Source organism: Phycisphaerales bacterium (assembly GCA_035627955.1).
In the GTDB taxonomy this organism is placed as follows: Bacteria; Planctomycetota; Phycisphaerae; order Phycisphaerales; family UBA1924; genus JAEYTB01.
Genome location: DASPKU010000012.1, coordinates 55,527 through 80,791, shown reverse-complemented (window position 1 = coordinate 80,791; position 25,265 = coordinate 55,527). Strand labels below are relative to the sequence as shown.

23 protein-coding genes are annotated in these 25,265 nt (G+C 67.8%); 8 read left to right on the top strand and 15 right to left on the bottom strand.

The window, feature by feature from the left end; genetic code table 11:
• Window positions 1-19 precede the first annotated feature (19 nt).
• Window positions 20-166 carry a hypothetical protein gene (locus tag VD997_10155; protein ID HYE62349.1) on the top strand — a complete coding sequence of 49 codons (147 nt, stop codon included), beginning with the start codon at window positions 20-22 and terminating at the stop codon, window positions 164-166.
• 34 nt (window positions 167-200) lie between these two features.
• Here VD997_10155 and VD997_10150 read toward each other — a convergent pair whose 3' ends face one another.
• The 3 genes from VD997_10150 to VD997_10140 all read right to left on the bottom strand — a co-directional run bounded on the left by VD997_10150 (window position 201) and on the right by VD997_10140 (window position 4,653).
• Complete coding sequence (locus VD997_10150) at window positions 201-821, bottom strand: hypothetical protein (protein HYE62348.1); 621 nt, start codon at window positions 819-821, stop codon at window positions 201-203.
• 71 nt (window positions 822-892) lie between these two features.
• Entirely contained in the window at window positions 893-3,592 is a 2,700-nt protein-coding gene (locus tag VD997_10145; GenBank protein ID HYE62347.1) for a pitrilysin family protein, read from the bottom strand.
• A gap of 101 nt (window positions 3,593-3,693) precedes the next feature.
• A complete protein-coding gene (locus VD997_10140) occupies window positions 3,694-4,653 on the bottom strand; it encodes a thioredoxin family protein (GenBank protein HYE62346.1) in 960 nt (319 codons plus the stop codon).
• Window positions 4,654-4,803: 150 nt separating this feature from the next.
• Here VD997_10140 and VD997_10135 point away from each other — a divergent pair, with 150 nt between their 5' ends.
• The 3 genes from VD997_10135 to VD997_10125 all read left to right on the top strand — a co-directional run bounded on the left by VD997_10135 (window position 4,804) and on the right by VD997_10125 (window position 6,575).
• Window positions 4,804-5,574, top strand: a complete 771-nt coding sequence (locus tag VD997_10135) for a peptidylprolyl isomerase (protein ID HYE62345.1) — start codon at window positions 4,804-4,806, stop codon at window positions 5,572-5,574.
• Between the two features lie 104 nt (window positions 5,575-5,678).
• Window positions 5,679-6,176, top strand: a complete 498-nt coding sequence (locus tag VD997_10130; GenBank protein ID HYE62344.1) for a peptidylprolyl isomerase — start codon at window positions 5,679-5,681, stop codon at window positions 6,174-6,176.
• Window positions 6,177-6,203: 27 nt separating this feature from the next.
• The gene (locus VD997_10125; GenBank protein HYE62343.1) at window positions 6,204-6,575 is read left to right on the top strand and encodes a YciI family protein; all 372 of its coding nucleotides are present in this window, start codon (window positions 6,204-6,206) and stop codon (window positions 6,573-6,575) included.
• Window positions 6,576-6,601: 26 nt separating this feature from the next.
• Here VD997_10125 and VD997_10120 read toward each other — a convergent pair whose 3' ends face one another.
• From VD997_10120 to VD997_10095, 6 genes are all read right to left on the bottom strand, one after another.
• Window positions 6,602-6,778: a hypothetical protein gene (locus VD997_10120; protein HYE62342.1), complete on the bottom strand. Its 177-nt coding sequence runs from the start codon at window positions 6,776-6,778 to the stop codon at window positions 6,602-6,604.
• A gap of 116 nt (window positions 6,779-6,894) precedes the next feature.
• On the bottom strand, window positions 6,895-7,308 hold the full coding sequence (locus tag VD997_10115; protein HYE62341.1) for a hypothetical protein: 414 nt from the start codon (window positions 7,306-7,308) through the stop codon (window positions 6,895-6,897).
• 165 nt (window positions 7,309-7,473) lie between these two features.
• Window positions 7,474-8,238, bottom strand: a complete 765-nt coding sequence (locus VD997_10110) for a hypothetical protein (protein HYE62340.1) — start codon at window positions 8,236-8,238, stop codon at window positions 7,474-7,476.
• 61 nt (window positions 8,239-8,299) lie between these two features.
• Window positions 8,300-9,271, bottom strand: a complete 972-nt coding sequence (locus VD997_10105; protein HYE62339.1) for a phosphatidate cytidylyltransferase — start codon at window positions 9,269-9,271, stop codon at window positions 8,300-8,302.
• On the bottom strand, window positions 9,186-10,046 hold the full coding sequence (gene uppS, locus VD997_10100) for a polyprenyl diphosphate synthase (protein HYE62338.1): 861 nt from the start codon (window positions 10,044-10,046) through the stop codon (window positions 9,186-9,188). The genes VD997_10105 and uppS overlap by 86 nt, the downstream gene beginning before the upstream one ends.
• A 153-nt stretch (window positions 10,047-10,199) precedes the next feature.
• Window positions 10,200-11,546, bottom strand: coding sequence for an adenylosuccinate synthase (locus VD997_10095; protein ID HYE62337.1), 1,347 nt, complete (start codon window positions 11,544-11,546; stop codon window positions 10,200-10,202).
• 140 nt (window positions 11,547-11,686) lie between these two features.
• On the opposite strand from VD997_10095, the gene VD997_10090 reads away from it, so the two are divergent.
• Window positions 11,687-11,875: a hypothetical protein gene (locus tag VD997_10090; protein ID HYE62336.1), complete on the top strand. Its 189-nt coding sequence runs from the start codon at window positions 11,687-11,689 to the stop codon at window positions 11,873-11,875.
• Between the two features lie 4 nt (window positions 11,876-11,879).
• Here VD997_10090 and VD997_10085 read toward each other — a convergent pair whose 3' ends face one another.
• Window positions 11,880-13,721 (bottom strand): ABC transporter permease subunit, encoded by a 1,842-nt coding sequence (locus VD997_10085; protein ID HYE62335.1) that lies wholly within the window; start codon window positions 13,719-13,721, stop codon window positions 11,880-11,882.
• Window positions 13,722-14,024: 303 nt separating this feature from the next.
• A complete protein-coding gene (locus VD997_10080) occupies window positions 14,025-15,596 on the bottom strand; it encodes a response regulator (GenBank protein HYE62334.1) in 1,572 nt (523 codons plus the stop codon).
• Between the two features lie 311 nt (window positions 15,597-15,907).
• On the opposite strand from VD997_10080, the gene VD997_10075 reads away from it, so the two are divergent.
• From VD997_10075 to VD997_10065, 3 genes are read left to right on the top strand one after another with little or no spacing between them, the layout of a single operon-like run.
• Window positions 15,908-16,948, top strand: a complete 1,041-nt coding sequence (locus VD997_10075) for an ABC transporter ATP-binding protein (GenBank protein HYE62333.1) — start codon at window positions 15,908-15,910, stop codon at window positions 16,946-16,948.
• A complete protein-coding gene (locus VD997_10070) occupies window positions 16,945-17,664 on the top strand; it encodes an ABC transporter permease (protein HYE62332.1) in 720 nt (239 codons plus the stop codon). The genes VD997_10075 and VD997_10070 overlap by 4 nt, the downstream gene beginning before the upstream one ends.
• Window positions 17,661-19,877 (top strand): hypothetical protein, encoded by a 2,217-nt coding sequence (locus VD997_10065; GenBank protein HYE62331.1) that lies wholly within the window; start codon window positions 17,661-17,663, stop codon window positions 19,875-19,877. The genes VD997_10070 and VD997_10065 overlap by 4 nt, the downstream gene beginning before the upstream one ends.
• Here VD997_10065 and VD997_10060 read toward each other — a convergent pair.
• The 4 genes from VD997_10060 to VD997_10045 form a co-directional block, all read right to left on the bottom strand.
• Window positions 19,769-20,386, bottom strand: coding sequence for a hypothetical protein (locus VD997_10060; protein HYE62330.1), 618 nt, complete (start codon window positions 20,384-20,386; stop codon window positions 19,769-19,771). The two genes, VD997_10065 and VD997_10060, sit on opposite strands and share 109 nt — an antisense overlap.
• Window positions 20,387-20,414: 28 nt before the next feature.
• Complete coding sequence (locus VD997_10055) at window positions 20,415-21,533, bottom strand: DUF444 family protein (protein HYE62329.1); 1,119 nt, start codon at window positions 21,531-21,533, stop codon at window positions 20,415-20,417.
• An 89-nt stretch (window positions 21,534-21,622) separates the two neighbouring features.
• The gene (locus tag VD997_10050; protein HYE62328.1) at window positions 21,623-22,615 is read right to left on the bottom strand and encodes a hypothetical protein; all 993 of its coding nucleotides are present in this window, start codon (window positions 22,613-22,615) and stop codon (window positions 21,623-21,625) included.
• A gap of 70 nt (window positions 22,616-22,685) precedes the next feature.
• Window positions 22,686-25,241 (bottom strand): hypothetical protein, encoded by a 2,556-nt coding sequence (locus VD997_10045; GenBank protein ID HYE62327.1) that lies wholly within the window; start codon window positions 25,239-25,241, stop codon window positions 22,686-22,688.
• Window positions 25,242-25,265: the final 24 nt, after the last annotated feature.

Sequence of the window (25,265 nt, the reverse complement as noted above, 5' to 3'; positions counted from 1 at the left end):
CCTGCGGTATGCTGCCCCGATGGACCTCCTGATGCTCGCGATCGTGGTAGGGGCGGTGGCCCTGGTGCTGGGCGCATCCCTGTGGGCCACCGGGCACCCGCTGGGCAAGAGCAAGTCCGAAGGCAAGGCCAGCGGCGAAGGATCCAGCGAGCCCAAGGGCGAGTAGGACGGCCCCACGCACCAACCCCCGCGATGCCCCATCACTCGATGGCCGCCCACTCCATGCCCGTGGTCTGGGCCAGATCGCTGAGGTCAGACTCCGACAGGAACACCATCAGCCGCTGCCCATCGACCTCGCACCAGGCCAGGCGCTCGCCCGAATCTGCCCGCGACGCCGCGATGGTCGCCAGGTTTGACCAGACCTCCGGCGCGACGCCGTTATCCTCCACAGCAACGTCCCACTGCTGCCCCTCGCTGTCGAGCGTGAACGTGATGCTCGCCACGTTGTTGTCGCCGTCATACGAGTCCGCGAGGTCCTCGAAGGGAAGCGCCCCCTTGGCAAGCCGCATGACGCTCGTGATCAACGCTGAGTAGCTGCCGCTCTCGCTGATGCACTGCGGGTTGACCAGCAGAACGTCATCGGAGAACGGCTCCCCGTCGCTCCCCGTCCCCGCCATCACGCACAGCATGTGCGCATACGGCGCACCCTCGAACGCCGCGGGGTCCTGCCCCTCAGTCAGCTGGGCGAACGTGACCGCCGGCCGCGGCGTCACCCCGCACCCGCGGATCGCATTGAACTGCTCCTCCGCCTGTTCGAACGGGTTCGCTTTCTTGGCCTGCGAGCCCGACGGAGGTTTCTTGAACGAGAACGAGAAGTCCATGACGCAGCTCCCGGTGTGGTGAGGGCGCCAGAATAACAAACAAGCCGCGAGGCGCCGCCGGGTCGTAGCCCTCAGTTCTTCGGTTCCCCGTCTATGGTGTACTCCACCGGCGCGGGCAGGTTCAGGTCCTTGAGCTGCGGCAGGATCGTGGCCTTGTCCCCCACAAGCACGAGAACGCCGTGCGAGATGGGTGTCGCAGGCCGCGCAAGGGTGTTGAGGTCCGCCGCCGTGACCCGCCGCATCGCCTGCATGTCGCTCGCGATCGTCTCGAACGGCAGGCCCACCGCCACCAGCTGCCCCGCGGCCGCGAGCACCCCCGAAAGCCCCGAGAAGCCGCGGACCGTCTCCACCCGCTGCGACTCCATCGCCTTCGCGGCCTCCTCCGGCGTGATGTCGCCCTTGTGGATCCGCTCGAACTCCTTGAGGAACTCGCCCAGCGCCGCCCCGGTCACATCCGCGCGCACCGACGAGCTCGCGATGAAGTACCCCGTGCTCGGCTGCATCACGAACGACGACGCGGCCCCGTACGTGTAGCCCTTGTCCTCGCGCAGGTTCTGGTTAATGCGGCTGGTGAACCCCCCGCCGAACAGCTCGTTCAGCAGCTGCCGCTGCACCCGGTCCTTGCTCGTGTACGGCACGCCGGGAGTCAGGAACCGGATCACCGTCTGCACCGCCCCCGGGCGGTCCACGATCACCACCTGCATCTGCTCGCGCTGCGGCGCCGCCAAATCCGACAGCCGCGGCCGCGGCGCCGGGTTCCCCTCCCACCCGCCAAAGTGCTTCTCCAGCGTCGCCTTCGCATCCTCCACCGTGAGGTCACCCGCGATCAGAATTGTCGTATGCGCGGGCGAGAAGAGCGTCCTGTGGTGCGCCTTCACCTGGTCAAGCGTCAGCGACCGCACCGTACGCGGCGTCCCCGAGAGCGGCCACGCATAAGGGTTCCCGTCCCCGAACAGCACGCGCTGCCCCACCCGCCCCGCCAGGATGCGCGGGTCATCATCATGCTCCTTGATGGCCTCCAGCTGCAGCCGCACCACCCGCTCCCAGTCCGCCCCTTCCATCCGCGGCCGCTGCACCGCGTCCGCCACCAGACTCATCGCCTTATCAAAGTTCCGCTTCAGGACCAGCAGCGAGCACCCCGCGGACTCATTCGCCGCGTACGTGCTGAACGTTGCTCCATACGACTGCAGCAAGTCGGAGAACTGCGTCGCCGTGTGGTTGATCGTGCCCTCTTCCATCATTTGCGCCGCCAGCGCCGAGCGCCCCGCCAGCTCCGGCGTGTCCAGCGGGCCGCCGGGCACGCTGACAATCTGCGCCGCCACCAGCGGCAGCTCCCGCCGCGCCCAGAACTGAACGTTTACCCCGTTCTTGAGGGTGAACGTCTGCGGCTTCTGCGGGTTGAACGCCTTGTCCGACAGGTCCTGCGGCCGCTGATCCCGCGGCGTCGCCCCGCGCACCGGCTGCTCGGGCAGGATGTGCACGATCAGCCGCGCATCCGGCGTCAGCACCCGCCGCGCCCACTCCTGCACGCCCCGCGGCGTCGCGTTGCGGTACCGGTCCAGGTCCCGCTTGAAGCTGTCGGGGTTCCCGAAGTAGAACTCGTACTCGTTCAGCTTGTCCGCCTTCGCCTGCACCGACTGCAGCTGCGCGAGCTTCCCCATCTCGATGGTGGCCACGCGCTGGTCCAGCTCCGCCTTGGTAGGCCCCTTGTCTCGAAGCCGGTTCACCTCTTCATCTACGATCCGCTCCACCCGCTCGAGGTCCGCCCCCGGCTGCACCATCACGTCGATCCGGAACGTCGACTGGATCATGTTGCTCGACTGGTACGCGGACACATCGGTCGCGAGCTTCTCATCGAGCACCAGCCGCTTGTACAGCCTGCTCGACTTCCCCTGCGAGAGCACCGCGCCAACCAGGTCCATCTCCGCGTCACCCTCGGCGTAAATGGACGGGCTGTGATACGCAAACGCGATCTTGGGCACCTGCACCGCATCCAGCGTGGTCGCCGTCACCACCCGGTCCAGCTTCACCGGCGGCGCCGTCTTGTGCACCGGGTCCTGCCCCGGCCTGATCGTGCCAAACAGCTGCTGGACCAGCGGCTTGATCACCTTGGGATCGAAGTCCCCGGCCACCACCAGCGACGCGTTGTTGGGCACATAGAACGTCGCGAAGAAGTCCTTCACGTCATTCACCGTCGCCGCCTCAAGGTCCTCGTGCGTGCCGATCACCTCGTTGTGGTACGGGTGCCCCTGCGGGAACATGATGCTCGTGATGAGCAGTTCCGCCTTCTGGTACGGCGCATTCTCGATCACCTGCCGCCGCTCGTTCCGCACCACGTTCCGCTGCTTGTCCAGCTTCTCCTGCGTCATCGTGCGGCCCAGGTCCTCCAGCCGGTCCGCATCCAGCCACAGCAGCGTCGGCAGCAGCGACGCCGGCCCATTCGAGAAGTAGTTCGTGCGGTCAAAGCTGGTCGAGGCGTTGTTGTTTCCGCCCCCATTCTCCATCAGCACGTCGAACTGGTTCCCGGGCACCCGCTCCGTCCCCATGAACATCAGGTGCTCAAACAAATGGGCAAACCCCGACCGCCCCGCCGCCTCCTCCTTCGCCCCCACGCGGTACCACGTGTTGATGGTCACCACCGGCAGCGAGTGGTCCTCGTGCAGGATCACCGTCATCCCGTTGTCCAGCTTGTACTTCTCGTACGCCACCTGCTGGGCGTGCACAACCACGGCAAGAAGAAACGAAACGACCACGGCGAGGCGAGGCAGCATGCAGTGTCCCCGGGAAAGAAAGTGTCGAATGTCAGACTTCATGGCGTGCAGTACAAACCAAGCAAAACTCCACGCCCCCTCAATCGAACCAAGCCCAATGGTCAGTCCTTCTTCTTCGGCTCCAGCGACGCCCCCAGCACCTCAACCTCCGCATCGGAGATGTTGCGCTTCGCCTTCCTCAGCATCCCCACAAAGTGGGCGACCTCATCCGCCTTCGCCGGGAAACCGATATTCCCCTTCTCCCCGTTCGAGTCCGCCACCACCTTCCCATCCGAATCCAGGAACGCGAACCACGGAATCCCCCCGCGCTTCGGGTACTTCTTCTGAACCTCCGCCGCCCCCGGGTTCCGGTCCTCATCGATCTTCAGGTCAACAAAGTCCTTCGCCAGGATCGCCGCGATGTCCGGCCGCGCCATCCAGTCCTCCAGCTTGTGGCACCACCCGCACCACGGCGCCCCGAAGTGCAGGAACACAAGCTTGTTCTCCTTCTTCGCCCGCGCCAGCGCCCCCGTCAGCAGCTCCTCCGCCCCCACCTTGGGCGCCTCGTGCTGCTTGAGGAACGCCAGCACCTTCTCCGGATCATGCACCGAACCCTTCTCCAGCGACCCCGTCTCCTGGTTCGCCACCGGCTTCCCATCCGCATCCAGAACCGTCAGGTACGGCACCCCCTCCTTCAGCGTCGCCCCGTACTTCTTCACCAGCTCCAGGTTCTTGTCCGCCCGCCCGATGTCAACGTGCACAACGTCGTACTCATACGACAGCTGCTTCTTGATGTCCTTGTCGGTCGTGCACGTGTTGTGCAGCTTGATGCACCACCCGCACCAGTTCGCCCCCCACTGAATCAGCACCCGCCGGTTGTGCTTGTTGGCCTTCGCGATCGCCGCCTCGATCTGCCGCGCACCATCGGCCGACTCGTCGTACACCTTCGGCATGTCCTTCTTCGGCGCGGGCTTCACCTCCGGCTGCTGCTCCCCCGGCTTCACGAGCGGCGTCATCGGCGTCGTCTGCCCGTGACTCACCGCGGCGGCGACAAGAACTGCGGCAAAGGCGGCGGTGCGCATTTCGGTGGCTCCTGAGGGGGTTGGGCTCCCACGTGGAGGGTATCAGCCGGCCCGCCGATCGGGGGACCACGGCTAGGATTGGGGACGCACCTGGCCGCGGGCTGCTGGTCACCGGATGACCGTGCACGCGGCGACTGGCGGGATAAACCCATGAAGTTTCAGATGATGGCGGCGCTGGCGGTAGTCATGTCCTGCGGCGTGGCCCTGGCTCAGGAAAAGCCCGCGCCCGACAAACCCGCAACCAAACAGCCCGACACCAGGCCCGCCACCACCGGCGAGAAGCCCGCGCAGGAAAAGCTCCAGTACGTCAAGTTCGAAACCACCGAGGGCTCCTTCGTCCTCGAGCTCAACCACGAGAAGGCCCCCGTCAGCGTCGAGAACTTCGTCCGCTACGTCGAGAAGGGCTTCTACGACGGCACCATCTTCCACCGCGTCATGCCCGACTTCATGATCCAGGGCGGCGGCATGGACGAGAAGGGCAACTACAAGAAGACCGACGCCCCCATCGTCAACGAGCACAGCAACGGCCTCAAGAACAAGCGCGGCACCATCTCCATGGCCCGCACCGCCAACCCCAACTCCGCCACCAGCCAGTTCTTCATCAACGTCGCCGACAACGACGGCACCGGCCAGTACAACCTCGACTCCGGCGCCGGCTACGCCGTCTTCGGCAAGGTCGTCCAGGGCATGGACACCGTCGACAAGATCAAGGACGGCGAGACCGACTACCGCGGCCAGGAGAAGAGCCTGCCCAAGAACCCCGTCAAGGTCACCAAGGCCACCAAGCTCACCAAGGACGAGGCCGACAAAATCGTCCAGGCCGGCAAGGACGTCAAGCCCTCCGACAAGAAGGACGCGCCCAGGCCCGAGCCCAAGCCCGAGTCAAAGCAGGACACCAAGTCCCCCGAGAAGAAGAAGTAATCGGTCGAAGGTTCCAGGCCGCGGGCGCGTGCTCGCGGCCTTTGCTATTTCAGAAGCCGCAACGACCCGTTCAGAGAAACGGGGCACTCAGAGGAACGAACCAGATGACGAGCGTGAAGCTGACGACGAGCATGGGCGAGATCGTGCTGGAGCTGGACGAAGAGAAAGCCCCGGTCTCCGTCGAGAACTTCCTGAAGTACGTCGACAGCGGCCACTACGACCACACCATCTTCCACCGCGTCATCCCCAATTTCATGATCCAGGGCGGCGGCTTCACCGCCGACATGAAGCAGAAGCGCACGAACGACCCCATCACCAACGAGTGGGGCAACGGCCTCAAGAACACCCGCGGCACCATCGCCATGGCCCGCACCAGCGACCCCAACTCCGCCACCGCCCAGTTCTTCATCAACGTCAAGGACAACCTCTTCCTCAGCCAGCCCAACGACGGCGCCGGCTACGCCGTCTTCGGGCGCGTCTCCAGCGGCATGGACATCGTGGACAAGATCAAGGAAGTCCCCACGGGCTCCAAGATGGGCCACTCGGACGTGCCAAAGACGCCGGTCACGATCGTGAAAGCCGAGCGCGTCACAGCTAAGTGACCCGCCGACTTCCTCAGGAGCACCGCGATGCGCGTGATGGTCATCGTGAAGGCGACAAAGGACTCGGAGGCAGGCGTGATGCCCGGCCGCGAGCTGCTCGAGGCCATGGGCAAGTTCAACGAGGAGCTGGTCCGCGCCGGCATAATGATCGACGGCGCCGGCCTCCGCCCATCCCGCGACGGAGCGCGGGTCCGCTTCAGCGGCCCCGAACGCACCGCCCGCCGCGGCCCTTTCCCTGACGACGGCCTGGTCGCCGGTTACTGGGTCTGGCAGGTCCGCTCACTCGATGAAGCCATCGAGTGGCTGAAGAAGTGCCCCAACCCTCACCCGCAGGACTGCGAGGTCGAAATCCGTCCGCTCATGGAAGAGAGCGACTTCGAGATCAAAGGCGGGCCCTGACCGAACTCGGCGGCGTGCAGCGGGCGTCAACGCGAACCGTCGCCGCCGATGTGCCCGCCGCCCCCGCCCGAAGCGCCGCCCCCGCCCCGCTGGCTGGCGTTGGGCGTGGTGCCATCCGCGCCGCCGCGGCGCTGCTGTGGGTCGTTCGGCCCCTCGCACGCGGCGAGGAAGAGCAAAGCAAGGATCGGGCAAATGCGCAACATGGGTCACCTCTGAATGCAATCAGGCGTTGGGCGGCGCGTGAGCGTGCGTCAGCCCGCGACGCGTCCACGTTGAGCGGGCCGGCGCATGCACGCGTGTGATTGGTGCGGGGCGTGGGTCAGTCCACGCCGGGGTCTTCGTACGCGCCATCGTCGTCGCTCTGCTGACTTTGATCCAGCAGGTTCTTGGCTTTGCCGCGCGGCACCGCGCCGCGCCCCGGCCCGGGCGATGTGCCCGAGTCCGTCGTCCCGCCCAGATGCTCCACGTTGCCCGAGGCCGAAAGATTGCCGCCGCGGATACCCAGGCCGCCACCCGCCTCGGTCCCCCGGTCGCCCTCGCCGATGCCCGTGTCGGCCCCTAGGCCGGACATCTCGACATCAGCACCCGTGTCATCGCCGCTCACCCGATCATCGATATCGCGCCCGAGCCCGCCGCTCGTGCCCATCCGCTGCTCTTGAGACTGCTGCTGCGAGCCCTTGCCCGCGTCGGAATCGAAGCTGCCGCCGCCACCCTGTGCGTCCATGCGTGCCATAACAAATTCTCCTGGAAAGAGATGGGAGAATGGTGGCCGACCCGCGGTAGCGAACAGGCGAGAGCGGCACGAATCGCCCCTCACCAGCTTGACGCGCGAGGATCTTCTTCTTCAACCTAGCCGACCTAGTCGACCTCGCGGACCTACCCGCCCCCAAGGGCCCGCCTACCTCTTCGAAGCCTGCGGCGGCAGCAGCGCCTTCTTCGCATCCTCGTCGATGTACAGGATCGCCTCGCACGACTTGCACCGGGTCAGCTTCCCGCTCGACATGAGGCCGCTCACTGAGTCCACCGGGATCGTCATCATGCAGATGGAGCAGGTGTACTCGTGCCGCTTGCGGTCCTGCACCTCGATCGTCCCCATCGCCTCGTCGCCGCGCTGGGCTACGAGCCGGTTGAACATCTGCAGCACCTCGGGCGGAACCTCCGCCGCCAGCTTCTGACGCTCCGCCTTCAGCTCGTTCAGGCGGGTCTCGATCTCTTTGAAGCGGGCATCGCGGTCATTCGCGGCCACTTTCTGGACCTGCTCCCGCTCCGACCGCTTCCCGGTGAGCTCAGCGATCTGCTTGCGGAGCTCGTCCGCCTTGCCCATCGCCTCCAGCGCCTTGGTCTCCACCGAGTCGCGGTCGGCCTTGAAGGTGTTGATCTCCGTCAGGAACGCCTTGTATTCCTTGTTGGTCTGGGCGTTCTCCATCTGCGAGCGGAGTGTCGCCATCTTGGCGTCCAGCCGGGCCATCTCACCCTCAAGGTCCGCGGCCTGCGCCGCGTGCTGCTTCACCTGGGCTTCCAGGGCAGACCGCTGGGTGTCGATCGTGGACAGATCCTTGTTCTGGGCTGCGAGGAAGGACTCGGCCTGAGACAGGCGCGACTGGAGGCCGCGGAGCTGTTTGTCGACTTGAAAAACCCGCAACAGTTTGGCCGTCACGTCCATTCAGGGCTCCGGGGGGGACTACCCGGTAGTGTAGCGGGACGGGTGGGCCTGCGGAAAGCGATTACAAGGGCGGTGTTTTGATGAGCCAGCCGTAGCTCACGCCCACTCGGAGCCACCAGTAGGCGAGCGGGGCCACGAGCAGGACCGAGTCCAGCACGTCCAGCACCCCGCCCATGCCCGGCACCAGGGCCCCCGAGTCCTTGATCGCGGCGTCCCGCTTGAAGACCGATTCCATCAGGTCGCCCGCCTGCCCCACCAGCCCGAACACAAACCCGGGCACGAGGCACGCCCAGAGCGGCGGCATCGACAGGTCCACCGTCCGATTCAGCAGCACGATCCCCGCGTAGCCCACCAGCGTCGAGAACAGCAGCCCCCCGGCGAGCCCTTCCCACGTCTTGCCGGGGCTGAGCCACGGGATGAGCTTGTGCCGCCCGATCGCCCGCCCGGTGAAGTACGCCCCGATGTCGCACGACTTCGTCGTGATGAGCGTCCACAGGAGCAGCCACGCGGTGTGCTCACGCCGGATCGCGACCATCGCCCCGAACATCAGCCCCAGGTACACAAACGCCAGCAGCGCCCCCCCGGCCGCCGCCACGATCCCCTGCACCGAGCGGTTGCGGGCGTAGAAGATCATCGAGAACGCCAGCACCGCCGCGGCCGAGAAGCTGACGATCGCCGCGCCCGCCGCCCCCGCGCCCCCCGCCCGCCCGGGGATCTCGTCCGGCACAAACGCGGTGATGAAAAGCCCCAGCAGCGCCGCGAACGTCATCACCCGCTTACTCGCCTGGATGCCCTTCCCTGCAAGAATCGCGGTCATCTCCCGCGCGGCGAACAGGGCGATCGCGACGATCACCGGAAAGATCGCCGTGCCCGCGGGGAACCGCTCGTGGTTGAAGGTGCGCCCGATCGGGAGCAGGAAGTCGGGCAGGCGGACGCCCCCCATCAGCTCATCGAGGTAGAACACCGCCGCGAAGAACACCAGCATGATCGGCCCCATGATGAGCCGGTTGCGGTACTCGCGCTGCTTCTTCAACCGCGCCGAATCGTCGGACCCGGGCGGCGTAATCCCTGACGGCGTCGTGGAGCTCGCGGACGCCGAAGTCGGGCCAGAGGACGTCGGTGATGTGGAGTTCCGCATAGGAGATCTGCCACAGAAGATAGTTGCTGATGCGTTTTTCGCCAGCGGTGCGGATGAGGAGGTCCGGGTCCGGCAGGCCCGCCGTGTACAGGCAGCCCGCCACCTTCGATTCGTCGATCTGCTCAGGCGATAGCCGCCCCGCGGCCACCTCGCGGGCCAGCCACTTCGCCGCGTCGGTCAGCTCGGCCCGCCCCGAATAGTTGATAGCCAGGCACAGGTCCCCCCGCGTGCCCAGGGCCGTCCGCTCCGTCACGCGATCGATCGCGTCGATCACCGGCCGCGGCAGCCCCTCCCGCCGGCCGATCACCCGGAAGCGGATGCCGTTGCGCCTGAGGTCCTCCTCCTCGGACTCGAGGTACGCGATGCAGAGCTGCATCAACGCATCAACCTCGGCCTTCGGACGCTTCCAGTTCTCCAGCGAGAACGAGTAGAGAGTGATGACCTCCACGCCGATGTCGTCGCAAGCCTCGACCACGGCGCGCACGGTCTTCGCGCCCTGCTGATGCCCCAGCTCCCGCGGCAAGCCTCGCGCCCGGGCCCACCGCCCATTGCCGTCCATGATGAACGCGATGTGCCGCGGGATACGCGCCGGGTGCACGTCAGGGATCAGCGTCTCGGGCCGCGCCTTCGGGTTCCGTGCCTTGAGCGCCGCGAGGGCCGAGACAGCCATGTCGTCAGTGTGAGGCTGCGGGCTCATGACGCCTCCAAGGCAGGAGAGGCGGCTCCCAAACGCAACGCCAGGGGCAAGCGCAGAGAACTGGCGACGGTTGCGGTAGTGGGGGAGGGTTGTTGCGTTGAATGTGCCAATGTGAGACGTACAACGTCAGCTGGTGAGGGTTTGTTCGCGGTCGGGCCCGACGCCCACCATGTCGGCCTTCACACCCACGCTCTGCTCGATGAAGTCGATGTACCGCCGCGCCTCCGCAGGCAGGTCCGCCAGCCTGCGGGCCTTTGTGATGTCCTGCGCGAACCCCTTCAGCGTCGTGTACACCGGCGTCACGCGCTGCAGGTCATACGCGTCGGGCGGGAACTGCGTCGTCTCCGCACCGTTGATCCGGTACGCCGTGCAGACCTTGATCTCCTCCACCCCCGCGAGCACGTCCAGCATTGTCAGGCAGAGCCCCGTCGCCCCGTTGATCATCGCCGCGTACTTCACGGCCACCAGGTCCAGCCACCCCACCCGCCGCGGCCGCCCCGTCGTCGTGCCAAACTCCCGCCCACGGTTCCTGATCCCATCCCCGATCGCGTCCTTGAGCTCGGTCGGGAACGGCCCCCCGCCCACCCGAGTCGAGTACGCCTTCATGATCCCCAGGATGCGGCCCACCCGCGTCGTCGGCACGCCCGTCCCCGGCCCGATCCCCGACGAGATGCACGTCGAGCCCGTCACGTACGGATACGTCCCGTGATCAACATCCAGCAGCGACCCGTTCGCCCCCTCGAACAGAATCTTCTTCCCCGCCCCCAGCTGCGCATGCAGCAGGTGCGTGGTCTCCTTGATCAACGGCGCCAGCTTCTGCCCGACCTCCGTGCACTGCTGGATTAACGCATCGCGGTTCAACTCCTCCGCGTTGACCCCCAGCGTCCTCGCCAGCCCCGTCAAGGCCGGCCCCTTCATCGCCACCGCAACATCCAGCTTCTCCCGCAGCACCTCCGGCCGCAGCAGGTCCCCCATCCGGATCGCGCACGCCCGCTGCGCCTTGTCCGCATACGCCGGCCCGATCCCCCGCCGGGTCGTCCCGATCTCCGACACGCCCCGCTCATCCACCGCCAGCGCCGCCGCGTTCCGCTTCAACAGGTCCTCGCGCAGCGCATCCTCCGTCTTGTGATACGGCAGCACCGCGTGCGCCCGGTCCGAGCACACCAGCCCCGAAGTATCCACCCCGCGCTTCTTCAGCCCCTCAACCTCTTCCACCAGCTTCCACGGATCGACAACCACCCCGTTGCCGATCACCGCAAGCTTGCCCGGGTACAGGATGCCCGACGGGATCAGGTGGAGGCTGAACCGCTCCCCCTTCACCACCACCGAGTGGCCCGCGTTGGCCCCCCCGTTGTAACGAACCACCGCGTCGTGCTGCGCGGCCAAAATATCGACGGCCTTGCCCTTGCCCTCGTCCCCCCACTGGAGGCCAACGACGGCGGAGCAGGTCTGGCTGGATGAGTGCGTTGTCATACAGAGGGCTTGTGGGGTCCTGGAGGGTCCGGAAACCGACACAGTAGCCAATTGGGGGGGCCGCTGTTCGCTCCACTCCCACCCGGACTTAAGCCCGCTTGCGGACCGGCCGATGTCCGTTGACCGGGAGAGCTACAGCCATGAACAACCCCACCAATACCACCGAGTCCATCCGCATCATGTGCCCCAACCTGACCTGCCGAAAGGTCCTCGCCGTCCCCACCGCATGCCGCGGCAAGACCGTCCGCTGCCGCAACTGCTCCACCAACATCCGCGTCCCCCAGGCCCAGAGCGCACCCGCCGCCGGCAAGGACCAGAAGGCCGCCTGAGCCGCTACCGCCCGCCAGCCAGCTTCCGCACCGTCATGTCGAACGTCCGCGTCATGTTGGTGTGAATGCCGTAGCAGATCGCCGCGTGCAGCCCCGCGCTCGCCAGGCACCCGAAGAACAGCCACACCCGCACGCCACCCACGCCCCCGTTCCGCACCGTCTGCGGCGCCGCGCTCGCCGCGTCCACCAGCGTGTAGATCAAACTCGCCGGGCTCAGCGCCCCCAGGAACACACCAAGGTTCTCCAGCCCGTGGGCCGCGTTCCACCCGCACACCCCCATGATCCCCGCCACGATTCCCACCACGCCCACCGTCCACACCACGCTCGACAGCGTCCCCCGGCTCTTCAGGCTCCACTGCAACCCCACCATCGTGCAGAACGCCATGAACGGGATGATCGCGATCGTCGCCAGAATCCCCGCCTCCGGCAGCACCGCCGCCGCGCTCCCGCCCTGCGGCCCGATCCCCGCCACATCCAGCTTCCCCGTCAGCGAATAAACCCCCGCCACCAGCAGCGTCACCAGCGGCACCGCCAGCAGCGGCAGCAGGTACGTGATCAGCCCCCGCAGCTTGCCCTGCAGGTAAGCCGACGCCGTGATCGGCGTCGTCAGCAGCAGGTCCAGCGTCCCGTCCTCGCGCTCCTTGCTGATCGCCGTCGCCGCAGTGTTGATCGCCACCAGCGCGATCACCGCCAGCTCCCCCCACACCGTCGCCAGCAGAATGAACTGGTACCGCCCCACGCTCTCCAGGTACTCAAAGTGGTACGCCAGCGTGATCCCGATCCCGAACAGCAGCCCCAGCGCCAGGAACGTCCACCGCAGCGCAATCTTCACCGGCGTCGAGTTCCGGCTCGCCGCCTCCCGCCACGCAATCGGATTATGCCACACCCCGCGCGGCGCCCGGTGCATGTCGCCCTTGGCCTTCAGCCCCAGCAGCCGCCGCCACCACGGGATGCCCGAGCTGTCCACCCCCAGCATCGCCAGCCCGCCCAGCCGCACCGTCACCGTTGACGCCGCGATGAACAGCACGCTCAGCACCGCCGACCCGATGCAGAAGGTCTGCACCGGCGTCTCCAGCAGCCACGCCATCGGCCCCGCCTGCGTCCCCGGCCCCGCCTTCGGGTACGTCGACGGGTTCAGCAGCGCCTTCAGGCACAGGAACGGGTTGAGCGCCGTCATCGGCGTTACGCCCTGGCCGTACGCCCCCATCCCCATGTTCTGCTGCCGGATCCCCGCATCAATCGCGAGCGTGATCCCCAGGTACGAAATCACCGCCACGTAAAACACAAAGAACGCCCGCTTCCCCACCAGCCGTGACACGCTCAGCGCGATCGCCAGCGCGCCCACGATGGTCGCCGTGCACCCCGCGATCAAATAGCTCGCCAGGATCGCCGACCCCGGCACGCCCCCGAAGTACTGCGTCAGCGCGAACAGCGGCATCGAGCACGTCAGCAGCGCCAGAATGAAAAACAGCCGCCCCAGCAGGTTCCCAAGCACAATTTCCGCGGCCGTCATCGGCGTCGTCAGCAGCACCTCCCACGTCCGCGGGTTCGCCTCCTGCGCAATCGCCCCACCCATGAACACGGGCGAAAGCACGCAGATCAGGAAGATCTGCAGGTACGCCACCTTCGTGAACGCCCCCGCCGCGTTGCTCGCCAGCTCCCGCATGTTCAGCGTCGAGCCCGCGCTCATCGCCAGGATCAGCCACAGCAGCACCGCAATCAGCACCGCCAGGTAAATCCCGCGCATGTACAGGTGCTTGGTCCGGCGCGACCCGTTCTGCACGAGCCGAACCGCGATCGGGTTCTGAATACTGAGCCGCAAAAACCAGCGGAGGATGATCGGCATGGGCTGCGGATGGTACCGGAACCAACCCCACCCGGTTCGCAAATCCAACCCACACCCAACAACCCCGACCCCGCCTCAAACCACGACCCCACACCGCGCTACTCCGCTCTTCCGCAAAGCTCCGCGTACGGCCTTCGCGCCTTCGCTCCCCCCTCGCGACCTTCGCGTTCAAAAAAGTCTGACCTCCAGCGCCGCGGCCCCACCCCGATCCCACTCCGCGCAACTCCGCCCTTCCGCGAAACTCCGCGTACGGCCTTGGCCTTCCCCTTCGCGCCTTCGCTCCCCTTCGCGTTCAAAAACGCCCTACTTCCTCAGGGCCTTCCGCACCTCATCCAGCAGCCGCTCAACCTGGAACGGCTTGAACAGCACGCTCTGCAAGCCCTCCTGGCTCGCCCGGACGATCGAGTGGTGCGGGTCGTACCCGAACCCGGTCATCAGGATCACCGGCGCCGACGGATTCTGCCGGTGGCTGGCCGCGAAGATCTCGTACCCGTTGTGGTCCGGCATGCGGATATCGCTCACCACCAGGTCAAACCCGTTGGGCCCCGCCTTCTCGATCTCCGCCATCGCCTCGCCGCCGTCCTGGCACACGGTCACCGTGCACCCGCGGGTGGACAGCACATCCCCGATGATCCGCCGGATCCGCGACTCGTCGTCCGCGATCAGCACGCGCTTGCCCCGCAGCAGCGGGTCCTGGCTCTTGTCCGCCAGCGCCTGCTCAACGCCCAGCAGCGACGCCGGCCCCGCCGCGCACTCCTTGATCCGGTTGCGGATGGACTCCAGGTCCCTCTTGATCCGCTCCAGGTGCGCGTGCGTCGATGGGCCCGCCGAGGCCGTCTCGATCTCCAGCACCTCCACCTCGTGCGCGATGTCCTGCAGCGGCTCGTTCAGCTCCACCGCCACCCGCCCCGAGATCGACTGGTTTGTCGTGCTCCGCTCCACCACCAGCAGGTCCAGCAGGTTGATCGCGACCGCCACGTACCGGGCAAAGATCTCGCCCAGCTGCCGGTCCTCCTCGTCAAACGCCTCGGCCTGCAGGCTCTCGACGTTCATGATCCCGATGATCTTGTCGTGCAGCCGCAGCGGCACCGTCAGCGAGCTCTTCGCCCCCTCGACCCCCTGCAGGTACAGCTCATCCCGCGCTGTGTCGTTGCAGATGTACGACCGGCCCGACGCCGCCACATGCCCCGAGATCCCGTACCCCTCCAGCGCCGGCTTGATCACCGTCTCGCCGAACTCCGTCGGCAGCCCGTACCCGATCACCAGCTCCAGCTTCCCCGTCCGCTCGTCCAGCAGCCGGATCGCGAAGTGATCAAAGTGCAGGAGGTCCCGCGCCACCCGCGTGATCTTGTCCTCCAGCAGCTTCAGCCGCTCGTGCGCGTTGTACTTGCGCACCACGTCCGCATCAAACCGCACCAGCTCCGACCCCGCCAGGTCGATCGCGTTGATCTTCTGCTGCAGCTTTTTCGCCGCCGTCACGTCGCGCAGGATCACCACCAGGCAGTCGCCCCAGCGCTTCATCCCCTCGCCCAGCGCCGCCAGCGTGCTCCGCGGCAGCGGTGAAATCGACACCTCAAAGAAACGGTCCGAGTCTGCAAGCAGGAACTCGGACCGGACAGAGGGGATCGGATATGGAAGGTCAATCGGCGGCGAGGGGTGGTCCCGGTCAAACTGCCGGCACGCCCACGCCACCCGTTCGTGCATGGCGCCCGTGATGCCTCTCAGCAGGTCGTTGGACCAGATCGGCACGCCCGCCCGCGTGTACAGCCCCACGCCCTCGCCAATCGCGTTCAGCAGCGACAACGCCAGCGTTCCTACCGAGTGATCCCACTGCTGCTCGCCGGCCGGTGTTGTGGGGTCGTGGGGGGAGTTCAAGTCGGAACCATGTGAGTGGCCCGGCGTAGAGTGCTGGGCTGGCCCGTTCACGCCAGGATGACCGGTAGTGTTCGTCAACGGGGATGGCCTGAGGCGGACCTGGTCGGGCGAGACCTCTTCTGATACGACGAGCGGGCTGTGATGGCTCCTGCCGGGCATGGTGGGGGACTTCCTTGCCGCCAGGAAGTGTAGCGAAGTGTTGGTGTTAAGCCGCGGGGCTGGTCGATGCACTGCCGGGACGGGGCCGATAACGCCCTCTATCTGGTACTTCGGTAGTATCGGCACGAAGGTTGCGGAGGGCATGAACTGTCATGCTGGTCGTCGACGGTGTGCACAAGTCATTCGGAAGTGTCCGGGCCGTGCAGGGCATTTCATTCGAGCTGAAACCCGGCCAGGTGGCCGGTCTGCTGGGCCCCAACGGCGCCGGCAAGACAACCACCATCCGCATGATCACGGGGTTCTACCTGCCCGACCAGGGCCGCGTCCTCATCGGCGGCTGCGACACCGTCGACCAGCCCAAGGCCGCCCACTCCCGCCTGGGGTATCTCCCGGAATCAACCCCCCTCTACGCGGAGATGCGCGTCACCGACTACCTCCACTTCCGCGGCAAGCTCTTCGGCATGGACCGCCGCACCCGCGTCGCCGCCATCGAGCACGTCATCAGCCGCTGCTGGCTCAAGGACGTCCGCAAGCGCCGCGTCGCCAAGCTCAGCAAGGGCTACAAGCAGCGCGTCGGCCTCGCCGCCGCCCTGCTCCACAACCCGCCCGTGCTCGTCCTCGATGAGCCCAGCAACGGCCTGGACCCCTCCCAGATCCGCGAGACCCGCCAGCTCGTCCGCGAGCTGAGCGCCGACCGCACCATGCTGATGAGCTCGCACATCCTCCCCGAGGTCGAGCGCATCTGCGACCGCGTCATCATCGTCGCCGCCGGCAAGGTGCGGGCCGACGGCTCGCCCGCGCAGCTCATCCGCGACAGCGGCGACCAGGGCACCTACCTCGCCCAGGCCAAGGGCGGCCGCGCCGGCGACGACGACCGCTTCATCCGCATCATGACCACCGTCCCCTACGTCCAGAGTGCGCGAAGGACCAACCCCGACCGCCCCGGCGAGGTGCAGGACTGGACCCACTGGGTGCTCACCTCCAAGAAGGGGGCCCCCGACCTCCGCGAGGCCATCGCCCACGCCGCCATGCAGAACGGCATCATGCTCCGCGAGCTCCGCACGGACGCCCAGACCCTCGAGCGCGTCTTCCTCCGCCTCGTCGAAGAGAGCGAGCAGGCCGCCCCCGAGCCCGAGCCCGCAGCAGTGATTGACGACAAGGTCCGGGCGACCCCCACCGGGAGCGCGGCATGAAGGGCGCTGGAGCGATCGCATCGCGCGAGCTGGGGTCCTACTTCCGCCAGCCGGCGGGCTGGATCATCATCGCGCTCTACCTCTTCCTGACCGCGATGGTCTTCTCCTTCTGGGTGCTGAACCCCGGCCAGCCCGCAACCCTGCGCAGCTTCTTTGCGGTTTCGGGCTGGCTGCTCCTGCCCGTCGTCCCCGCGGTGTCCATGCGGCTCATCTCCGATGAGCTCAAGAGCGGCACCCTGGAAGGGCTGCTCACAAGCCCGGTGACCGGTCCCGCCATTGTCCTCGGCAAGTTCTTCGGTGCCGCCCTCTTCCTGCTCGGCATGCTCCTGCCCACGCTCGTCTTCGTAGCGCTGCTCTTCCGCGTGTCCGAGCCCGCGCCCGACGTCGGCCCCCTCGTCTCGGGCTACCTGTGCCTCACGTTGCTGGCGCTGCTCTACCTCTCGATCGGCACGCTCGCGACCTCGCTCACGAGCAACGCGACCCTCGCGTTCATGATCACCCTGTTCGCGATCCTTGGCCTGATGTTCATGGAAGGCGCGTACGACAAGGCCCCCGCCTGGCTGCGGCCCGTGGTCGGGGCGATGCTGATCCGCCCGCGTATCGAGGACTTCGCCAAGGGCGTGATCGACACCGGGCACGTCGTGTTCTTCCTGAGCACCACCGGCTGGTTCCTGCTGCTGAGCGTCGCGAGCGTCGAGCTGAGGAGATGGCGATGACGGCCGTGCCTTTCAAGCCCCAGCAGCCCGTGCCGCTCGCCCCCGCCGTGAGCGGCCGCAAGCGCCGCAGCAAGGTCCTGCTCACCACCGCCGTCACGCTCTTTGCCGCCACCGCCATCCTGGTGGTGCTCAACGTCGTCTCCGACAAGTACAACGCCCGCCTCGACGTCACCGCCACGGGCACGCAGAAGCTCTCGCCGCGAACCACGCGCGTGCTGGGTCGTCTCGAAAGCCCCGTCCGCGTCGTGGTGGCCACCGACCTCAAGTCGGTTGACGCCCGCGCCCGCGAGCGCGTCCGCGACGTGCTCGGCGAGATGAAGCGCAGCAGCGGCAAGCTCGACTTCGCACTCATCGACACCGGTTCCGCCAGCGGCTTCGAGTCCTACAAGCGCCTCCTGCGTGAGCTCGTCGCCCGCGACCAGCGCCTCATCGACCAGCAGGTCGCCTCCGTCAACCTCGGGCTCACGGCCGCGCAGGCCATGGCCACCTACCTCAACAACGAGCTCTCCCCCGCCCTCCAGAGTGTCCAGGGCACCATCGCCGGCGCGGGCGAGCAGGCCGACAACAACCGCGCCTACTTCGAGCAGGCCGCCGCCGCCGCCCGCCTCCTCTCCCAGGACATGGGAACCGCCGTCGCCAAAGCAGGCGAGCAGCTCAAGCAGCGCATCGACGACATCTCCCTCCCCGCCGCCGACGCCGCCGCCCGCACCGTCGGCGAGGCCCTCGCCCGCTGCGTCGACCAGCTCACCGCCATGTCCCGCGAGATCCGCCGCTTCGCCGAGATCCCCGCCATGGCCGGCCCGCCCGCCACCGCCGCGCGCAACCTCCTGCCCGCCCTCGAGCGCCAGCGCGACGACATGTCCGTGCTCCTCACCAGCATGCGCGGCACCAAGCGCCTGGACCTCATCCGCATCGCTGACGTCCTCCGCAGCCAGAGCGCCGCCCTCGTCATCGGGTCCAGCGAGATGGGCATCACCGCCATCGACCTCGAGTCGCTGATGCCCAGCGCCGCCTGGCTGGACGCCACCGGCACCGGCAAGGCCGACCTCAACCGCCGCGTCGAGGAGGTCGTCACCACCGGCATCGGCTCGCTGCTCACGCCCGTGCGCCCGATCGTCGTCATGGTCCACGCCGAGCGCCCCTTCTTCGAGGCCGGGCAGACGCTGGACCGCAACTTCGGCGTCGCGTTCCAGCGCCTGCGCTTCCACGGCATCGACGTTATCGAGTGGTCGGTCATCACCGAAGCCGCCCCCTCCCGCCTCGCCGCCCTCAACCCCGACGGCAAGCGACCTGTCGTCTACATGACCTTCCCCCCCGACAGCGCCGACGGCAGCGAGGCCACCGGCAGTACCGGCGCGCAGCGCTCCACGCGCCTGGCACAGGTCGTCAGCGACATCGCCGCCGCGCGCAAGAACCTGCTGATCAGCCTCGTCCCCAGCGTGATGCCGACCTACGGCCAGTCCGACCCCATGGCCCCCGTTCTCGCCAGGTTCGGCCTCATGGCCGACACCGGACGCCCCCTGCTCGCCGAAGCGATCACCCCTGAGGGCCGCCTGGTCCAGAGCGACCACATCGTGCTGCCAGAGGAGACGACCGGCGCGCTCGCCGGCGCCGTCCGCGGCCTGCCCATGATCGTCCCATGGGCCGTGTCCTTCCACTCGGCGCCCACCGCCCCGAACGTGACTCAGAGCGTCTGGCCCTTGTACTCGATCATGCCCAGCGACCGCGTGTGGGCAGAGTCGCAGTGGCTGCAACTCTGGCAGACGCCGCGCCCCCAGCGTGGCCTCATGCCCAACCCTCCCGCGTTCGACAACGCCCGCGACGCCCGCAACCCGCAGGGCGCCAAAGGCGAGCGCGAAGATGCGTGGCTGGTTGCGGTCTCCGTCGAGCAGCGGGAGAGCGGCAAGCCAGAGCCGCAGCGGCTTGTCGCCGTGGGCTCGCGCGAGTGGATCCTCAACCCCCACCTCCAGCAGCGCGTCGTGGACGGACGGATTGGCGCGGCCACCCCGGGCAATCTCGAACTGCTCGAGGCGTCCGTCTTCTGGCTCAGCGGCCAGGACGAGCTGATCGCCCAGAGCGCCACGGCCCAGGTCGTAAGCCTCGTTCAGCCGATGGAGGAGAAGGTGTTGTCCGGGTTGCGGACCACGATGATCCTCGGGCTCCCCTTGCTCGTGCTCGCGTGCGGCGTCGTGTACCGGCTGATCAGGGGCTGAAGCGCCCGGCACGCGTACCCGATCGCGGGCGCGATCACCGGCTCCCGCGCCGGCTTCACCTCCCGGATGCAGTGATCACACCCGCACCCCGCGCAGGCCGGGTTCTCGCCGCGCGAGATGTAGAGCGACTGCCCGCACTGCCGGCAGCTCCGCCGCCTCACCTTCCGCGCGGCGTGCAGCATGCCGCACTCCGGGCACGTCGGATTCGGGTCATCAAGCCCGACCAGCTCGTACCGGCACCGCCGACACGGCCGATCAATCCGATGCCGCGGCAGGACCGCGATGAACGTCCCCACCACAAGGATGATCGCGGCCTCGGTGGCGAGCAGCAGTGGAAAGATCGGGCCCGACACGTGCACCGGGAACACCAGCTCGGTGAACCGGTGCAGCAGGCCGAGGATGCACACCCCCAGCACGCCCGCGAGGACGGTCACCGAAGCGAGCCACGTGCGGCGGGTCCTCCAGGTGAGCGCCCACACGAGCATGGCATAGAGGGGAAAGAGGACCACGGGGAGAAGTGTAAGTGGGGTTGGAGGTTCACCGCCCGGCCTTGAAGAACGTGCGGAGCGACTCGAACAGGTCGTCGCGCCCGTTCACCTTGCTGGTGATGAGCTTGGGGCCCGACTCGTCCGCCGCCCCGTCGGGGAACGCTTCCTGGAGCACGCCGTAGAAGGAGCCGCTGCCGTAGGCGCTGGCAACCTGGCAGTACCCGAAGAGGTTGCAGTGGGGGAGCAGGTTCTCCTTCAGCAGCTTGACGCACAAGCGGTTGTCGGCGTCGCTGGAGTTGTCGCCGTCGGAGAAGTGGAAGAGGTAGATATTCCAGTCGTTGGGGTCGTAGTGCGCCGCCAGCAGGTCCTTGCAGCAGGTGAACGCGGAAGAAATCCGTGTGCCGCCGTCCTCGCGCACCGAGAAGAACGTCTTCTTGTCCACCTCGCCGGCGCGGACGTCGTGGACGATGTAGCGGCTCTCGATGCCCTCGTAGTTGCGGCGGAGCCACGTGTCGATCCAGAACGCCTCGAGCCGCACGAGCTCCTTCTGCTCGTCCCCCATCGAGCCCGAGACGTCCATCATGTAGACGATGAGGGCGTTGCTCTGGGGCTTCTTGACCTCATTCCACGTGCGGAAGCGCAGGTCGTTCTTGATCGGGATGATCACCGGTCGCAGCGGGTCGTACTGGCCCATCGCCAGCTGACGCTTGAGTGCTTCGCGGTAGGTCCGCTTGAAGTGGCGGAGCGACGCGGGCCCGACGGGGCGCACGCCGGTGTACTTGTCCTTGATAGTGGTGATCTGGTGGTGGCCGCGGGGCTGGATGCGCGGCAGCTCCAGCTCCTCGGCGAGGATGTCCGCGAGCTCTTCAAGGGTGACGTCGACCTCGAGGAGGTGGTGGCCCTCCTGCTCGCCGCCCTGGCCCATGTTGCCCTTGCCCGGCTGGTTGACGCCCTGTCCTTCTTCACCGTCGCCCATGCCCACGCCGCCGGAGTTGTCGCCGTAGCGGAAGGTGGGGATGTCGATGTCGTGGACGGGGATGGATACAACGCGCTTGCCCTCGCGCCCCAGGAGCTCGCCCCGGGAGAGGAAGCGGCGGAGGTCCTTGCGGATGCGGCCGCGGATGATCTGGCGGAAGCGCTGGTGGTCTTGTTCGATCTTGTTGACCATGGCTGCCGGCCTTGGCGTGCTGGGTGAACGGTCCTGCTCACCGTACAACGGGCCGCGGGGTGTGCCGCTAAAAGACCCGTCAAAGTTCCTTACGAGTGGAATCGGCGGTCGGATGTAACAGCTTGAGGGGAAGGTCCGGGAAGTGGGTTTGCAGCAGCGGTTTGGGCGTTGACTTCGGGGTATTCCCTGCGGGTGTTGGCGGCGAGCACGGCGGCGGAAATCAGGCCAACAGGGATGGCGATGAGGAGTTCGCACGCGCGATTCACGAGATCTACAGAGAGGGCCGTGGTGCGGGTTGCAGCCCACCCGGGGAGCGCGGGGCCCACAAGGCCCACGGCCCACTCGCGCAGGCCCAGGCCGTTACCGAGGAACGGGATCAGCAGCGCGGCCTGGCTGACGGCCGCGAGCGAGAGCGCGAGTGTGGGCGTGGGGTCGAGGTCGAGGATGAGCAGCACCACGTAGTACCGCGCGGCCCAGATGTAGAGGTCGAGGCAGCGGACCACGAGGGCCGCGGCCTCGCGCCAGCCCGCGACCGCGCGCCGGCGGTTGAGGATGCTGAGGGTGAGGGCGACGACTGCGAGCACCGTTGGGGCAACGAGGAACGGGATGGAGTCGAAGGCGAAGAGCACGCCTGCGACGAAGGTGACGGCGAGGGCGGCGACGGAGGTGAGCATCGAGCCCACGACGACGGTGACCGAGTGCTTCCAGTGGAGCCCGTGGAAGCGCTGGTGGTAGAGCACGCGTCCGAAGAGGCCGGGGGAGGCGGGGAGGTAGTTGAAGAGCCACGAGGCGCCCACGAGCGCGGCCATCTCGCCCGGGCGGACCTTGCGGCGCATGGGGTGGGCGTTGGTGAGGATGTAGAAAATCGCGCTGGTGGTGAGCCAGTTGAGGGCGGGGAGCGCGAGGGCGAGGGCGATCAGGTACCAGCGGGTGGTGGCGGCGTGGCGGAGTGATTCGGCGAGGGCATCGCGCTGGGACCAGACGGCATTGATGGCGGCCGCGAGGAGGGCGAGAGCGATAGCGAAGCCGAGGAGTCTGGTCCAGCGGGGGCGGCGCGGGGGTTGTGGTGCCTCGCGGTCCACGGTGAAAGTGAAAAGTGAGAAGGGAACAGTGAAAATGGGAGCGACGGGGCGTGTGCCTGGGTGAAGTCCATCATCTCGGCGTGGGGGCGGGGTTGGTGGTGGCGGGGCCGTTTGGTGGCGGACTAGATGCGGGGGGTTGGGGTTTGGGCATCTGATCCGGCGGCACGGCGGGGGCGATGTTGGGGGCGGTGTCCTGGGGCTGGAGGTTGCGGTCGAAGCGGGCCTTCATCGCGTTGGCGACACGGGTGGCGGTGGGGTCGTTGGTGCCGAGGGCCGCGGCGAGGATGGGGTCGGTCGCGCTGGTGATGCGGGTGACGGAGGCCAGGGTGAGGACCTGGGCGTCCTTGTCGAGGGCGACGACGCGGTCGAGCTCTTTCATCGACGGGACCCGGAAGGTGGAGGGCAGCGCGGCGATCGCGAGCATGCGGGCCTCGGGCGAGAGCGATGGGTAGCGGCGGGCGATGGCGTCAACGAGGCGGTCGAGCGCGGGGTCGGCGCCGATGAGCAGGCGGATGCGCGCGGCGACGAAGAGCGCGGGCAGGGACTGCTCGGGCGCGGTGGCGATGGCGTTGACGAGGTCGTCGCCCTTCATGCGGACTTCGGGCAGTGATTCGTGGAGCACGCCGGCGTCGATCTGGGACTCGACGCATCCCAGGCCGGGGCGGCGCTGGCTGGGGCCGGTGACCTCGAAGCCCTGGATGACGCGCCAGCGGATGCGGCTGGGGAAGTGCGAGTTCTGCTGCACGGCGAAGCCGACCATGCCGACCTCGGGCCAGACTTCGCAGACCAGCTCTTCGCCGGGCATGAGGCGGAGGCGGCGATCGATCTCGATGACCTCGGGCTCGAGCATGAGGGCCGCGCCGGCGTTGTTGGCCATGGAGGGGACGAAGAGGAGGCGGGTGTTGATGGTGCGGGAGGAGCCGACGCCGAGGGGGATGGGCGAGAGGTTCTTGAGGCGGACGCGGAGCTTGATGGGCTGGAGGTTGCCGGCCACGGGCGTGACGGGCTCGACGCGCATGGCCTGGAAGCCCCACGGACGCTTGGCCATGTCGTCGATCCAGGGCGGGATGGAGGTGGCGAAGTCCTCGAAGGGTTTGGCGTCAGTCACGGGGCGGCCGCCGCCGTCCTTGAGCTGCTGCTCGGCGGCGAGGGTCGCGGCGAGAGAGCCGAGCGCGGTGAGCGGCGCGGCGCTCGAGACATCGGAGAGGGCGCGGGCGGACTCGCCGTTGCTCACGGTCTTGTACAGGAGCATGGCGCGACCGAGCTGGGCCCAGAGCGAGTCGCCGGCCTGCGCGAAGTTGGTCTTGGCCGCCTCATAGTTCTTGTCGCGGAGCGCGGCCCAGCCGCTGACGAGCGGGGAGCTGGCCTCGACGGGGATGGTGTAGGGCGCGGCCGGTGCGGGTGGCTGGGCGCCTTCGGCGGGCGCGGGCTGGGCGGGGGCGAGGACGGATGCGAGGCACTGCCAAAGGGCCTGCGAGGAGGCGGCGGTGGTGAGGGCGTCCGCGGCCTGCTCGGCGGTCATGTCGGCGGGTCGGCGGGTGACGTCGCGGAGGAGCTCGATGCGGCGCTGGAGGTTGGCCGTCATGTCGGTGAGAGAGGCCTGGATGTCGTTGGGGCGCTGCGAGGCGATGGCGGCGGCGAGGCGCATCTCTTCGAAGGGCTCGCCGAGGCGGACGTCCTCGGGGCCCTTGATGAAGCTGCCGCCGGGGCGGTCGGCGAGCTCCTTCCAGTGCTGACGCTGGACCGCGAGGGTGTTGTTGATGCTGTCGAGGAGGGCGCGGACACCATCGACGCGCCACTTGAGCGCGGCGTCGGTGATATGGAGCGGGGTCTCGTCCTGGAGGCCGGAGGCCTGGTGGATGCCGGTGGCGACGCGGTGGAAGCGGGCCGCGGCGCGCCAGGCGTTGAGCGCGGCGAACTCGGCGCGGAGGAGCTCGTGGCTCTTGACGTCGAGGGGGTCGGCGAGCAGGAGGTTGCTGGCGAGCTCGAGGCGCCCCATGGGGTCGGTGACGCGCTGGGTGAAGTAGGTGAAGGCGAGGAGGGCGGCCTCCTTGTTGGTGGAGTCGAGCTGGGTAGCCTGCTTGAGGCGCTGGACGAAGCCGGCGTCGTCGCCGCGTTCTTTGAGGAGCAGGGCGGCATCCAGGGCCATGCGCGAGCGGATGGAGGCGTCGAGCGACTGCGCGGCCACCGCGCGGTCGTAGGCGGCCAGGCGCTCGTCGGCGGTCTGCATCGCGCCGATGCGGGTGGTGAGGTAGCGGAGGGTGGCGACGGTGTCCTTGGGGTCGAGGCGGATGATGTCGGAAGTGGCAGCGGCGAGGGCGTCGGCGTCGCCGGCCTGCCACGCGGCCTCGGCGCGGCGGCGGGCGAGGGCCTCGTCGGCGGGGGCGAGGGATTGGGCCAGGCCAAGCAGGCCGAGGGTGACCTGGTAGTCAGTGGGTCGCGGGTCCTTGAGGCCGCGGATGTCCATGAGGGCGATGCGGGCGATCTCGCCGGAGACGAAGGGTCCGAGGGGGGAGCGGGCCTGCAGAGCTTGAGGAGCGGCGGGGGGTGCGGCGGGGGGCTGTGCGGGGGCGTGTGCGGCGGTGCCGGCGAGGAAGAGGAGGGCGAGAACGTGGGCGCGGTGCATGGGGGACCCTTGGGCTGGTGAAAC